This window comes from Microcoleus sp. BR0-C5, assembly GCF_036705045.1.
In the GTDB taxonomy this organism is placed as follows: Bacteria; Cyanobacteriota; Cyanobacteriia; order Cyanobacteriales; family Microcoleaceae; genus Microcoleus.
Genome location: NZ_JAUBTR010000074.1, coordinates 1 through 13,739 on the forward strand (window position 1 = coordinate 1; position 13,739 = coordinate 13,739).

11 protein-coding genes are annotated in these 13,739 nt (G+C 45.0%); 5 read left to right on the forward strand and 6 right to left on the reverse strand.

Annotated elements, in window-relative coordinates:
- Positions 1 to 226, forward strand: a 226-nt coding sequence (locus QUB08_RS25870; RefSeq protein WP_333228356.1) for a hypothetical protein, incomplete at its 5' end; no start/stop codon positions are given.
- A 113-nt stretch (positions 227 to 339) separates the two neighbouring features.
- On the opposite strand, the gene QUB08_RS25875 is transcribed toward QUB08_RS25870, so the two are convergent.
- Positions 340 to 543, reverse strand: a complete 204-nt coding sequence (locus tag QUB08_RS25875; protein ID WP_333228358.1) for a hypothetical protein — start codon at positions 541 to 543, stop codon at positions 340 to 342.
- Positions 544 to 851: 308 nt separating this feature from the next.
- Here QUB08_RS25875 and QUB08_RS25880 point away from each other — a divergent pair, with 308 nt between their 5' ends.
- Positions 852 to 938, forward strand: a complete 87-nt coding sequence (locus QUB08_RS25880; protein WP_333228399.1) for a hypothetical protein — start codon at positions 852 to 854, stop codon at positions 936 to 938.
- A gap of 144 nt (positions 939 to 1,082) precedes the next feature.
- On the opposite strand, the gene QUB08_RS25885 is transcribed toward QUB08_RS25880, so the two are convergent.
- Positions 1,083 to 2,312, reverse strand: coding sequence for a CapA family protein (locus tag QUB08_RS25885; RefSeq protein WP_333228360.1), 1,230 nt, complete (start codon positions 2,310 to 2,312; stop codon positions 1,083 to 1,085).
- Between the two features lie 172 nt (positions 2,313 to 2,484).
- Between QUB08_RS25885 and QUB08_RS25890 the strand changes: the two genes are divergently transcribed.
- Positions 2,485 to 3,462, forward strand: a complete 978-nt coding sequence (locus tag QUB08_RS25890) for a hypothetical protein (protein ID WP_333228362.1) — start codon at positions 2,485 to 2,487, stop codon at positions 3,460 to 3,462.
- 78 nt (positions 3,463 to 3,540) lie between these two features.
- Entirely contained in the window at positions 3,541 to 4,101 is a 561-nt protein-coding gene (locus tag QUB08_RS25895; RefSeq protein ID WP_333228364.1) for a Uma2 family endonuclease, read from the forward strand.
- A gap of 116 nt (positions 4,102 to 4,217) precedes the next feature.
- Here the strand turns inward: QUB08_RS25895 and QUB08_RS25900 are convergent, their stop codons facing one another.
- The 3 genes from QUB08_RS25900 to QUB08_RS25910 all read right to left on the reverse strand — a co-directional run bounded on the left by QUB08_RS25900 (position 4,218) and on the right by QUB08_RS25910 (position 8,509).
- Complete coding sequence (locus QUB08_RS25900) at positions 4,218 to 4,613, reverse strand: SH3 domain-containing protein (RefSeq protein ID WP_333228366.1); 396 nt, start codon at positions 4,611 to 4,613, stop codon at positions 4,218 to 4,220.
- 181 nt (positions 4,614 to 4,794) lie between these two features.
- Positions 4,795 to 6,654, reverse strand: coding sequence for an N-acetylmuramoyl-L-alanine amidase (locus tag QUB08_RS25905; RefSeq protein ID WP_333228368.1), 1,860 nt, complete (start codon positions 6,652 to 6,654; stop codon positions 4,795 to 4,797).
- Positions 6,655 to 6,823: 169 nt separating this feature from the next.
- Complete coding sequence (locus QUB08_RS25910) at positions 6,824 to 8,509, reverse strand: NAD-binding protein (RefSeq protein ID WP_333228370.1); 1,686 nt, start codon at positions 8,507 to 8,509, stop codon at positions 6,824 to 6,826.
- A 574-nt stretch (positions 8,510 to 9,083) separates the two neighbouring features.
- Here QUB08_RS25910 and QUB08_RS25915 point away from each other — a divergent pair.
- Complete coding sequence (locus QUB08_RS25915; RefSeq protein ID WP_333228372.1) at positions 9,084 to 9,695, forward strand: COP23 domain-containing protein; 612 nt, start codon at positions 9,084 to 9,086, stop codon at positions 9,693 to 9,695.
- Positions 9,696 to 9,792: 97 nt separating this feature from the next.
- Here the strand turns inward: QUB08_RS25915 and QUB08_RS25920 are convergent, their stop codons facing one another.
- Positions 9,793 to 13,701, reverse strand: coding sequence for a cobaltochelatase subunit CobN (locus QUB08_RS25920; protein ID WP_333228373.1), 3,909 nt, complete (start codon positions 13,699 to 13,701; stop codon positions 9,793 to 9,795).
- Positions 13,702 to 13,739 lie beyond the last annotated feature (38 nt).

The window sequence follows — 13,739 nt, forward strand, 5'->3', positions numbered from 1 at the left end:
GCACAGATATTTTTCCTACAGTGAAGGTATGAAAATCCTTAGTCATCAAAGCCAGAACTGCGGAATGTGGGTTAAACGGTGGTTGTTGATAAACATTAGCCAAGAGGGGGCGACGATCGCACAAAATATTCCTATGATTAAAATAATTATCAATAGCTCAATCATGGTAAAACCTGGGGCAGGTGTAGTGGCTCTGCCTTTGAGCGTTTTATTTATTGACACGTAGATGCACTCCCTGATATTTAGCTGGCCCAAAAAACAGCTAGGAGAAGCTATTTTTTATTGGGTATATTTTAACTTTGGGTTTGGCGAGTGTGTAGATCGGTATTTACTGAAAATTTATGCGACTTTAAAAAAACTGCGGGTAAGAAAACGGCAGTCAGGAAACGGTAGTGCCGTTTCCCTACAGCAATTTTGTCGATCGCCCGATCGCACGGATCGGATGTAACGATCGCCGGATTTGTAGGGAAACCGCACTACCGTGCCCTGCTTTCGGGTAATATCGTTTTCCCTGACCAGGAATTTATTGATGGTACCCGCCACGTGATTTATCCGTGGAATCAATCCCAAATCGAAAATCTAAAATCCTCAAGAAAGAGCATTTATCCGTGGGGTCGCCTCTAAAATCTCAAATCGAAAATCTAAAATCGATTGACGCACCCTACATCAGTGACTATTTGGTTTTTGATGCGGGCGATCGAGCCTCCTGCACTAAATACTCCTGTTCCTAACGGTAAATTGTTATTAGCAAGGAGTCGTTTTGATTGGAAGACGAGCGGCAATGACTATTAGAATATCAAATTGATCCAATTGTTAGCAAAAACAGCGGTGGCAATGCTACTTATGCTAAAATTGCTGCGGCTAGGGAACTGGGAATTCCGGTTGTGATGGTGCAGCGCCAGCAGATTCCCGCTGTTGAGCAGGTTGCTGATTTTTAAGGGGCGATTTATTGGCTAATTTAGCAGTTGAATTGAATTGAACCGCGAAGACGCGTTCGGCGAAGCCGTTCCCGTTCCCCGCAGGGGTTCGGTGAAGGGTAGGGTAGGACGCGAAGGAAGAGGGAGCAGAAGCGCAATTACCAATTACTCTGATTTCTGCTGAGTATTCAAAGAGTTAAGATGATTGTTCATATCCTGCAAATATTTTGCTAAAACAGGATACTGTGAAGTTGCTAGCAGTGCATCTTTTTTCTGGCTAACTGTTGTTTCTAATGGCAAAACGCGATAGTTAGTTTTATTGTTCAAAGTATAGCGGTGTACCCAAGTAGGATGTGTTTTTACATCGGTAATTTCTGTGGTTTTTTCGGGAAATTTTTTGCGAATATTTACTTGCAAAATCACGCCTAAGTCTGTATATTTTTTATTCTGACCGGAAATGAAGTTTCCCATTGAATAAATGGCTACAGCTTTGCGGGTTTTGCCATTTTTGCCGGGAAAGTTAAAAATTTTGTAAGGTTGGACGACGTGGGGATGGCTGCCGAGAATGATGTCTGCACCGGCTTTTAATAGGTTTTCAACTAATTGTTTTTGTTGGGTGTTTGGCTGTCGCTGATATTCGTTGCCAAAATGCAGGGAAATTGCGATAATATCTGCTCCTTGTTTGCGGGCTTTGGCAATATCTTTGACTATCTTTTTTTCGTCGATTAGGGAAACTAAGTAATCTTTGCCTTTGGGTATGGGAATGCCGTTGGTGCCGTAGGTGTAGGCTAGCTTGGCTAGTGAAATGTTGTTTTTGGTGCTGATTAAAGTGCGTGAAGCCTCGGCGGTAGATGTGGCTGTTCCTGTTGAGGCAATTTTGCGATCGCTCAGATTGGCGATCGTCCTAATTACTCCTTTTTCTCCACGATCTAAAGCATGATTGTTGGCAGTTGTCAAGATATTAAATCCAGCTTTTTTAGCAGCATCCGCTAATTGAGCCGGTGCGTTAAATAGCGGATATCCCGTATATCCGCCCGCATCGGACCCCGCTAAAGGTGTTTCGAGATTTCCGATTACCCAATCGCCTGTTGACAGGATACTTTTAACTGGTGTGAAGAAATTGTCAAAATTGTATGTTTGCTTTTTTGCGTCGTAGCCCGATCGCGTTTGGGTACTGTGCATCATAATGTCACCGACAGCAATTAGTTTGGCTTCTTTGATCTCAGACTTGGGTTGGGCGGGAACAGGGGCTGCAATTGGCGATGGCGTCCCGCCCCGCAAGCTACGACTTTCTGTAGGCTGTGTGTTGGTTTGCTGGTTGATTTTTTGGGGTTGGATATTGCAGCTAGCCATTAAAAATGCAGCTATTACCGAGAGCGTCGGGGGAAATTTCATAATTTATCTATAGTAATTTATCGTGTTTATGGTATCATTAATAATCGCAATTTAGGCAGGATTTTTTTTTTTGAACCACAGAGAGCACAGAGAACACAGAGGAAAAGAAGAAAACAGAGATTTTGGCAAGTTTTGTTAGGATATCGATGGTTTGCTGGCTACTGGAGAAGGAATGTTTAAAAAATATTTGATTATTGGATTTATAATTTTTGCATCGGTTATCGGTTTAGGTACTTTGAGCTATGCTGAAAGTTCGGCCGATAAACCTTTTGAATTAGCTTTGATTGGCGATTTGCCCTACAGTGCCGAACAGGAAGCACAATTTCCGAATTTGATTGCAGATATCAATCGATCGCCCGCAGCGTTTGTAGTCCACGACGGCGACATTAAAAACGGTTCTAGTGTCTGCGATGATGCAACTTTTGTCAGCCGCAAGCAGTTATTTGACAATTTTGAAATCCCGTTTATTCTAGCTTATGGTGACAATGAATGGACGGATTGCCACCGTTCAAAAAACGGCAGTTACGATCCAGTAGAAAGACTCGCTAAACTGCGGGAAATATTTAGCAACGGTAATCAAAGTTTGGGAAAGCGCACCTTAACTCTCACCCGTCAAAGCGAAAACCCACAGTTTGCTAAATACCGCGAAAATGTTCGCTGGATTTATCATGGCCTTGTGTTTTTGGCGATTAATATGCCAGGAAGCAACAACAATTTTGGTCGCACTCCCGAAGCAGATGCAGAATATGCCGATCGCAATTGGGCTAACTTAGCCTGGATCAAAGAATGTTTTGCTTTAGCTAAACGCAGCAATAGCAAAGGAATTCTGTTAGTTGCACAGGCTAATCCGGGATTTGAACTCGATTCGACGGACAAAAGAAGAAGTGGCTACAACGATTTTATAGCAACTCTGGAAACAGAAACAGGCAATTTCCCAGGGCAGGTTGTATTCGTCCACGGCGATACTCACTATTTCCGCATCGATAAACCTTTACCCTATTTTACCGATGAGACTCAATTACCGAGAATGAAAAATTTTACTAGAGTTGAAACTTTTGGTTCTCCAAACGTGCATTGGTTGCGGGCGTTTTATGACCCGGAAAATCCTAATTTGTTTGAGTTTAAGCAGCAAATAGTTCCGCAAAATTAGGCGAGGTAACACAAATTTTATGCAAAATAGATATTTTTGGGATTACACTGAAGATAGGTAGAATTGAGGAATTTATTTATGACGATCGCAACTGAGCGCCTTACTCTTGAACAATTTCTGAAACTGCCAGAAACTAAACCGGCTAGCGAATACATTGAGGGGGAGATTATCCAAAAACCGCTGCCGAAAACAAAGCACAGCTTATTGCGGTTAAAAGCCTGCAACGAAATTAATCAGGTGACGCAAACTCCCAAGATAGCTTATGCTTTTCCAGAGTTGCGGTGTACCTTTGGCGGTCGATCGATTGTTCCAGATATTGCGGTACTATTATGGGAACAGATTCAATTTGATGAGAGTGGCGAACCGTTGGATGATGTGCTAGTTGCACCGTATTGGGCGATCGAAATTCTCTCGCCACAACAAAGCTCAAATCGCGTAACTAAAAAAATCATTCACTGTCTGCAACATAATTGTCAGTTGGGGTGGCTAATCGATCCAGACGATCGATCGATTTTAGCATTTTTGCCCAACCAACAACCGCAATTCTGCGAAGGTAGCGATGTCCTTCCTGTTCCCGAAATGATTCCCCTGAATATCACCGCCGAACAGGTGTTTAGCTGGTTGAGAATGCAACAATGAATCAGGGCGAGATCCTTTTTTGTATCAATTTTAAAAATCTCCCGGTAAGGTTTGTAGTGAGGTTTTTAGTCCCGATATCAACTAAGGAATGAAATCCTCACTACAAACCAAATTCCCTATTGTCGCCACCTGTCAAATTGGTCTTCGGAACAGCCATTAATAAATTGATTGTTCACCCAACCGTCAAGGATTGTCAAAGTTTCATTAGGAGGATTACCCGAACATCTGGCCGCAATTTTCACCCAATTACCTTGTCTGCTGACAGCCCTAACTCCGTCTCCTCTTTTGAGTTTAGCTACAACCGCGTACTTATTGCCTGGGCCTTTGCGAATGTTAACAGCGCCACCTTCACCTGTAATAAATGAGCAATGAGTTTGCTTTTTTAAAGCTTCTGCTTTTGCGGGAGCAAGATTTTGCTGCTTGCCGAAAACAGGAAAGCTGTAAAGCGAGAAGCTAAAACTTGCAACGACGGCTGCAATAAAAAAGGCTTTTGATTGAGTAAAAATTAGCATTATTTCATTTCCTTGGATTGGCTGAACTGAAGTCCTGACTATAGCAATCCTAAATGAGTCCTAAACTTTTTACCCCACCCCAACCATCCCCTTATCAAAGGGAGGGAGTAAGAGATTCACAAATGATTTAGAATTGCTATATGATTTTTTCGAGAATGACTTCAGTCCTTACTACTAACTATTATTTGACCGAGGCAAACCATTCGGTAATACCTTGGGCGATCGCCTCAGCTAATTTCTTTTGTTCTGTCGGATTCACAATCCATTCAAACTCTTCGGGATTGATCAGAAATCCCAATTCCATTAAAACAGATGGAGTAACGGCAGGACGAGTCATGGCTAAGTTGTTCCAGAATACACCATAGCTCGGACGGTTCAACTTGGCAACTAAATAATTGTGCAAAAACATTGCCAAACTGTGCGCTTGCGGGTGAAACCAGAAAGCGCCGACGCCTTTAGTTTTAATGGCATCGCCGTTATCCGGCAAAGCATTGTAGTGAATTGAAATTGCGATCGCAGGTTCTTCTTTTTGAATCATTTCCACCCTTGGCGGCAAATCCAAATCGACATCTTCTACCCGCGTCATTACCACATTCGCGCCCCGATTTACCAATTCCTGTTGCACCAATTTCGACACTGTTAAAGCTACTGTTTTTTCCCTAATTCCCACTGGACTCACAGCACCTCCATCCTCCAGCCCGCCGTGTCCCGCATCGATGAGAATCTTAATTCCCGACAGGGGTTTTGCTTGCGACACAGGTATCATGCTTGTATTCGTCGGCGGGTTCTTTAAAGACAGCACTAAAGTTGTGCCCTCGTATCTCAATTTATAGCCCCACTGCTGGGCAGATTTGAGATTAAAAGTGTATTGTACTTGCAGTGGCGCGATTTGTTGCCATTCCAAACGCAAAATTACTGGGTCATCAGAGAGGCGAATAATGTCAGTTTGAGCGGTAGTATTGTACAGGGTTAAAGTGAAGGTTCGTTCTCCTTCCTGCACGGTGACTGGGACGGGTGTTTCTAAGGGAAATAACACCTCTGTCCAGCCGGAAACTTGACGCGAACTGGCGCTACGAATAATCGATCGCGGAGGCACTGTATCCTTGATAATTCGCACTTCCGATGCTTTTATCCAAGCACCGTAATCGAGTCTGAGCCATTCTCCCTCGCGCCCGATAATTGTTGCTCGCGTTCCCTTCGGCAGCGGTGTCATCCGAGAAAAATCTGTACTCGCCCCGGTTCGGGCAACACCCGGATCGGCCGTTACTTCTGCTATTTCTAAATCCGCCGGAGAGAGAATAGAAATCTTGCCAGTACCTTGTTGGCTGATAGTTTGACCGTTCATTGTTAGCTCAAATACAGGCACTCCCAAATCCACTTTTTCTCCTTTTAGTACCGAGGAGTTAGACTCATTGCCCCCCATTGCCAAGGCGGGATTAGACTCATTGCCCCCCCTTACTAAGGGGGGGTTGGGGGGGGTTTTCCCGCAGCCTTGATACTGTTGGCTGCCGCCTTTTTTGATCGGGGAGTTTTCACCTAATAGTACAGATGCGTTGTCGGGTAGTTCGACTTGCGATCGCGCTTTTAAAGGAATAGTAACGCCCGCCAATTTTACCGAAACTTGAGCATTCGCAGGTGCGATCGCCCCAAAGCAAATATATTCTCCCGGCAAACTCGCGACATCGACTTTTGGCGTCAGAGAATCTTTAGCAAAAGCCAATCCTACAGGGGCTACCGGCTGATTCGACTCGCGCGTCACCTTAAGTTTGACTTCCTGATTTTCGTAACGCAAGGTAAAGAGATTTTCGCCGAGTTGCAGGGGAAAAGTCGGGGCGAAATGGCCGGATGCGGTGCGCGAAATTTGGTTGCCATTTACTAACACTTGTCCCGGTGCGGGCGCTGTACCGATTAAAAAGATGCGATCGGCTATAGTTTTGTGGTTAGCGGGAGGATAAGCGAGAAACAAAGGTTGAGCGGCGACAGCTACAGAGGCGATCGCCATGATCAGGCCAAACACAACTAATCCTAAAAATTTTCTCATTCTAAATCGCAACTAATTGAGAGTCTGTTGATTATTTATACTAGAACTTGCCCTAAGAAACCGGATTTCAGAGGATTAGTCGTAAGTCTTATTTACTAGACAGATCCCATTTTATCAGGTTTGTAGTTGCAATTGAGCGATCGGCAACATAAATTCCCACGTCAAACCATTAAGTTTTAATTAATTCCGAGGTGGTTCTCCACAGTTGCTCCAACCGATTCGCCGGCATCGTCAAATACAAAACATCCCCCGTACTCAAACAACAATTGAGTAAATCCCAGCCGTGGAGAGTTTGACACTTAGTTTCCACATAAAGAGGCACAAAATCCGCAGACTTAGCAGCATCTTGAATACGGTGGCCACAGAAAGGGTGGTTTGGCGTAATCAATGTGGCCAAGCAAACCCAGAGACTATCAGCAGTCATTCCGTTGCCCAAAATTCTGCCTCCAATCGCCGCCGCCGCGAAAGCAGGAGCAGCCAATTCCGTCGGGTTCAAAACTCCTTCAAATTCAAAAACTTGCTGCACCATTAAAGCAAAATGTGGGTCTTGATTGCGAACTATAACTGATAGTTTTGGTGCTAATCCTTTAGCGCTCAAGGCAATTTCGACATTAGACATATCGCTGCTAGTAACAGCCAAAAGTGCGGCCGCTTGCTTAACATTAGCAGCTTCCAAAGTAGCGGGTAAACTGGCACTTCCCTGAATGACCGGAATTTTCATGGAGCGAGCCGTGTTCAGAAACCGGCAGTTTGGATCTTGCTCGATCGCCACAATATCGTAACCATTAGTGTGCAGTTCTTTAGCAATTTGGATACCTATTCCTCCGAGTCCGCAGATAATGTAATGATTGCGCTGCGGAACTCGCGCCACATCCCAATATTCGGTAAAGCGAGTTCCCAATACATAATCGTTGAGCAGTGCGTAGCAGATGCCGATGATGCCAGCTCCAACTAACATCATGACAATTGTAAATAGTTTAATGCTTTCGGGAGCTTGTTCGGCAACTTTTTCATGGCCTCCGGCTCCGGTAATCATCCCTACTGAAAAATAGAGAGAATCAACAATTGAGATATTATCGTCAACACAAATATAGGTAGCAGTAGCAACGGCAATCATTGACAGTAGCGTTAGTACAACAATTACTGCTGCTTGGCTGTGCTGCTGAAATCGGCGCAGGTTAGTTAATGTTTTGAGCAGTTTTTGAGTTAAAGTTTTTTGGGGGCTGTGGAGAGTGGGCTGAGTGGCAACAATTAGCCGATCGCCCTGCTGACACTGCCGATCGGCAAGCACCGCCGATACTAAATCAGTTTTGTTAGCAGCCGGCAGATAATAAATCAACATTCGCGATCGATCGTCCCACAAATCGCTCAGTTTGCGATTTTTCCAAGGATGTGTTTCATCGATATATTCTTCGTGAATCGGCCAAGTGCGATCGAACAAACGCAACTGTCCGATCGCTTGATTGCCGAGAGCTGCAAAGGCAAAAACCGGAGCAGCCAATGATGAAACGCTCATGGAAGTGTGATCGGGCAAAGTATGGTCAATCCTGTCGCCCAAGCTAGTATTGAACAATCTATTGATGATGCGAATCTGAGGATTGAGAATCCTCGCCTGCATCAAAATTGCCAAATTCACAGCATCATCGTCTCCTGCAATTACTAAAGTGTGAGCGTTTTGAATGCCAGCCACCAACAAGGTAGAAGCTGCTTGCAAATTACCGACAACCACATCAGAAGTTTCGCCGCGAATTGGGCGATCGCTAATACCAACCACAATCGCTCCTTGCTGTCTCAACAAACAAAAAATCTTGTGTCCCGTGTGGCCCAACCCGCAAACAATGATTCGAGGTTTCATAAAAATTTATTTGCCAGCCGATTTCGGAGCTGTGCTTTGTAGTTTTACTTACCATTGTTGACTCTCCTGGCTTTGCAGAATGTAGCTAAAAAGACTATCTAGGAAACTTGTGCCGCCGTGGCCTGGAAGTTTTGGAACAACGACACGGGACTGCCGTCTCCCTAAAGCCGTGTTCCCAAGTTTTGAAACAAGGACACAGCGGTGCCCTGTACCTACAGATATGAGGTGCAATAACCTAATATTAATCTTTGAAAAATATCCGGGTGCGACAGCAAACCAGCAGAATCTGAATAGGCAGGGACAGGACACTGCCTATTAGTCACAACTTAAGGTTAAACCCCTAGTCCGGCAGCGGTTAAAACCCCTGCCTAATAGCGAAAGTCCTCTTGCATAGGACTAATGAGTTTAACAGTCTTTTTCTCAGTCCTCTTAAGAGGACTTTAGCTTTGAGGCAGGGAATTCATTCCCTGGCGGACTACGGGTTTAACCTTAAGTTGACACCAATAGACACTGCCCTGTCCCTACAACTATGACTTCTTACATAAATTTAATTGCCTTAGCGGCAGGAGTTATTATGAAATTGACTGCACCCTTATTAGCATCCGCTTTAGTTTTTGCCGGTACTGTCGCCTTTGCAAGCCAAGTGCAAGCAGCTCCAACGAGCAACTGGAATAACACTAGAACAACATTTCAGTGTGTTACGTCCGGTCGGAATTTTGTCACAATTGCGCGACGCGGAAATGTCACGACAGATCCGATGATTCTGTGGAAATCTACCGAGTTCGGTCGCGAATATACACCTTGGCAGCGCTGTCAAATTGTTTCCAATAGATTGACCAAAGCTGTTGCCCAGAATGGCGGAAGATTGAGCAACTTGCAATTAACAACAGGAATTGTTAATAACTTGCCAGTAGTTTGTTATGTGAACGGACGGGGGCGCTGCAACTCTCAAAATCTGCTGTTCACCCTAGACAAACGCAATGCTAAAAATCCTGGTGATGCTTTAACGAGATTGATTAATTTTGCCCAAGACGGCAGCGGGCCAGTTACAACGTTCAGAACCGGAACTCCATCGTCTGCACCGCAGTTTGTTCCCTTTGGAGATATGGTCGATCGAGCTTTTAATTCTCCCAACAAGAAACCGTCAGTTCCTGTAGCAAAACCGCAGGGCGATCGAGGTATTTAATAGCCGCGCCTCTAACTTGCACCTGACAAATTTTGAAACTATTGTGGGAGTAGGGGTTGGGCTTCTAGCCCGCCCCTAAATATTTATATTAAAAACACTACACTGTCACCCCTTCAATTTTCTCATCTGTTAACTCGTACAACTCGCGCAACTGCTGCAACTTATCCCCATCCGGCTGCCAAAAACCCCGCCCGTTAGCCTCCAACATTCTGCCGACAATATTGCGAAAAGCTTCCGGATTTGCCTCCCGCAACTTCTTCGCCATCTCTTCATCTAAAGCATAAGTATCAGCCGCCTGATCGTAAACCCAACTATCAGTAAAATCAGCAGTTCCGCCCCAACCAATTAACGCCGTCATCCGCTGCGAAACTTCATAAGCGCCGCCAGAACCTTGATTTGCCATCGCGTTAGCCCACTTAGGATTTAACAACTTAGTTCGATATTCCAAACGCAGCAAATCTTCTAAATTGCGCGGAGTTGTATCCTGAGAAAAACTTTCTACAAAACTCGTGTTAACCTTTTTGCCGCGCTGCTTTTCTGCGGCTTTCTTCAAACCGCCAGTATTCGCATAATACTCTTGAATATCAGTCAAACCGTATTCCACAGAATCAATTTCTTGAATTATGCGATCGCACCCTTGCAACAACTGAGTCAAAACCTCCGGCCGCGCTTCCCCCTTATCCTTCCTCCCGTAACTAAAAACATTGCGACTTTCCCAAGTTTTCCCCAACTCATCTCCCGACTCCCAACTACCATCCACAACTCTATCGTTAACCAAAGAACCAAAATCCCCAGCCGGATTAGAAAACAACCTTGCCGAATAATTATGCACACCTTTTGCCTGCAAAATTAAAGCGTGTTTGCGAATAAAATTCTCCGATTCCGGTTCATCAGCATCCGCCGCCCGCACGAACAAATCATCCAACAATTCAATAATATTCACAAAACTATCACGGAAAATACCCGAAAGATTTCCCAACACATCAATCCGGGGATGACCGACATCAGCTAACGGTTTTAACTCATAGCGAACAATGCGGCCAGTACCTTCTTTAAGAGGTTCAGCCCCCACCAATTCTAGCAGAATTCCAATAGATTCACCGCGAGTCTTAATCGCATCCAAACCCCACAACATCACCGCCACAGTCTCAGGATAATTCCCCTGTTCCTCAACGTGTTTCTCAATAATTTTCCGAGCAATTTCGCGCCCCCTTTCATAAGCAGCCGGAGAAGGCATCCGATAAGGATCTAAAGCGTGAATATTTCGACCAGTTGGCAACACCCCAGCCCCATCCCGCAACAAATCCCCACCCGGTGCCGGTAGAATATATTCCCCATTCAAACCCCGCAAAAGATTAGTCAACTCATCCGTCGTTTGCAACAACAAATCCCGCACCAACAAACCCTCCTCAAAAACCCCACCCAACCCCTCTTGTGGCACAGGCCTCTTGCCTGTGCTTGCTTGCGAAACAATAGTTTTCACCTGTTCCTGTGATAACCTCTCCCCAAAATATGCCTCAAGATAAGAGGTCATTGCCTCAGAATTAGGCGGTTCCCCGAGAACGTGCAAACCCGAAGAAAACAATCGACATTCCACCACCTGCAAATACTCGTAAAGCTTCACTAGATAGCGGTTAAAAGCATCAGGACTGAACATTCCCACATTCTCAAAACTAAAAGCAATCCCCAACTTTCGAGCCTCATCAAACGGACAATCAGCCTCCAAACCGCTATCTAAAATCTTCTTACAAATAGCCTCTTTCAGCACATAATTCTTTGCAGTATCTTCCCGATATTCCGCAATCAAATCCCGCAAAGCCATCAATTCCTTGTACAAGCCCGCGCGGCCGTATGGCGGCACGTTGTGAGAAATCAAAACACCGTAACCGCGCCGTTTTGCCAACATCGATTCCGAGGGATTGTTAGCAGCATAGATATAAAGATTCGGCAAACTTCCCAACAAAATATCCGACCAAGAATAGCCAGTATTTCCCAGAGGAGATCCCGGCAACCATTCAACAGTGCCGTGCATTCCAAAGTGAACCACAGCATCAGCTTGCAAATCATTTTGCAGCCACTTGTAAAAAGCAGCATATTGAGGGTGAGGCGTCAAATCGCGATCGAACATTAAGCGCATCGGATCGCCCGAAATGCCCAGCGGCGGCTGCAAACCTATCCAAACATTCCCCAGTTGAATGCCACCGATTTGGAACTCGTCGCCGTCTGTTTTAATGCCCGTACCAGTTAAAGATTTCCACTGTTTTTCGATACGACTTGTTAACAGATAGCCCAGCCATTTTTCTAAAGTTTTGACATTAACAGTCTCTTTTGTGGTACGGGCATCTTGCCCGTCACAAGTAGCATCATCCGCCTCTTTCACCCTGCGAATTAACTCCTCACCGTCAGCCGGAATTTCTCCAACTGTATAACCTGCTGCTTGAAGTTTGTGCAGGAAATTTAGCAGGGATTTCGGTACATTTAATAAAGCAGCCGTACCCGCCGCACCGTAACCGGGAGGAAACCCGTAGAGAATAATCGCAATTTTCCTTTCAGAGGGCGGAGTTTGACGTAGTTTCACCCAATTGTTAATTCTACTTGTCAGGCGTTTCGCCCGATCGGGCACCAGATAAATATCCTCACCCACCAAACCGCCCAGGGGAACAGGATCGATCGCGCCATCCAACTCAGGCAAAGCATACAATACCACACTTTGCAAACCTCCAATCCCCTGACGAGTCCAAGAATGGATATCCTGAATCAGCAGAGGTGCAGACACAAAATAAGGTACATTTTTAGCAGTTAAAATGCGCTTAGCAACTTCCACCTGCCTTCCACCCTCCATCGAACCAGCAGGCCCGCCAACCAAAGGAAAGCCAATAGTAGAAACAATCGCATCAACTTCCACAGCATCTTTAGAAAGTGAAAAAGTTTCAATATTGCCTTGTTTCCGCCGCGCAGTTTCATCAGCAGTCGTCATCCAATCCCGCACCGCCACATGGCCTTCAACGCCATTGATAAAAATCGGCAAAGGCACAATTCCCGCATCTTCAAAATAGCGAATTAATTGAGGAATATAAGGTTGTTTGGTGATAACGTGCTTGCGGTAAAGCAAAATGCCCACAACAGGGGATTTTCCTCCCTCCACTTTTTGATACCAATTGGTCTCAAATTTTGTGGAACGGGCATCTTGCCCGTTAAAAACCCGGTCTAAATTTTCAGACAAATTAGTCTCAAATTTTGTGGAACGGGCATCTTGCCCGTTATAACCATTTCTATCAAGATGTCTAGCCTTTTTTATGGAACGGGCATCTTGCCCGCCCCTAGCACTTTGATGACTCAGATACCAATCCAAATATTGCCGAGGCGATTCAAAATAACCATTATAATCAGGATGCAATAAACCCATGTTGGGAGTTTCCACAGGCGGCGGAATTTCTGCAACCTTCAGCCCCAAATACTTTTCGGCAATAATCCAAAACATCGAGACAACATTATCCGCACCGCCCGCATTCCAGTAACCATAAATAATCAGCCAGTTTCGCAAATCCTGCACTTTTTGCACCGGCACATATTTCAATAACTTCGGCCCAACCTTCAAAAAGCTGATATAACCAGCCAGCTTATCTTCTTCTCGCCCATTGCTGAACTTATCCAAAATAAACTTAACAGGCTTCGGCATTCCCTTCGGTTTGTCGCCAATCTTAAAAGCGCCAATTTGAGTAAGACTCATTAATTCCAAAGCCGACTCAAAAACCAGGCGAATCGGGATATGTTGCACCCTTTCTCGCAGCCACATTACCGCATCGTAATCAAACAGCAAACTCCCGAAAAACACATCAGCATTAGAGAGGGCGGCTGCTACAGCGTCGGGTTCGTCTACGAGGGCGCGATCGCTAAAAACCCGTACTTCCAATCCCTGACACCCAGAAACAGCCAACTCGGCAGCTTTCCGGTACAAATCAGCATTAAAAGATTCAAACCCTGCAATTAAAACAATGCGTTTCACAGCCAAACCTCCGAATATTTGCTTGTTTTAATGATAAA

What these genes read in the sequence shown, in the direction of transcription:
- QUB08_RS25915 (WP_333228372.1), top strand. Translation starts at nt 9,084, where the DNA reads ATGAAATTGACTGCACCCTTATTAGCATCCGCTTTAGTTTTTGCCGGT.
- QUB08_RS25910 (WP_333228370.1), bottom strand. Translation starts at nt 8,509, where the DNA reads ATGAAACCTCGAATCATTGTTTGCGGGTTGGGCCACACGGGACACAAG.
- QUB08_RS25900 (WP_333228366.1), bottom strand. Translation starts at nt 4,613, where the DNA reads ATGCTAATTTTTACTCAATCAAAAGCCTTTTTTATTGCAGCCGTCGTT.
- QUB08_RS25885 (WP_333228360.1), bottom strand. Translation starts at nt 2,312, where the DNA reads ATGAAATTTCCCCCGACGCTCTCGGTAATAGCTGCATTTTTAATGGCT.
- QUB08_RS25895 (WP_333228364.1), top strand. Translation starts at nt 3,541, where the DNA reads ATGACGATCGCAACTGAGCGCCTTACTCTTGAACAATTTCTGAAACTG.
- QUB08_RS25905 (WP_333228368.1), bottom strand. Translation starts at nt 6,654, where the DNA reads ATGAGAAAATTTTTAGGATTAGTTGTGTTTGGCCTGATCATGGCGATC.
- QUB08_RS25890 (WP_333228362.1), top strand. Translation starts at nt 2,485, where the DNA reads ATGTTTAAAAAATATTTGATTATTGGATTTATAATTTTTGCATCGGTT.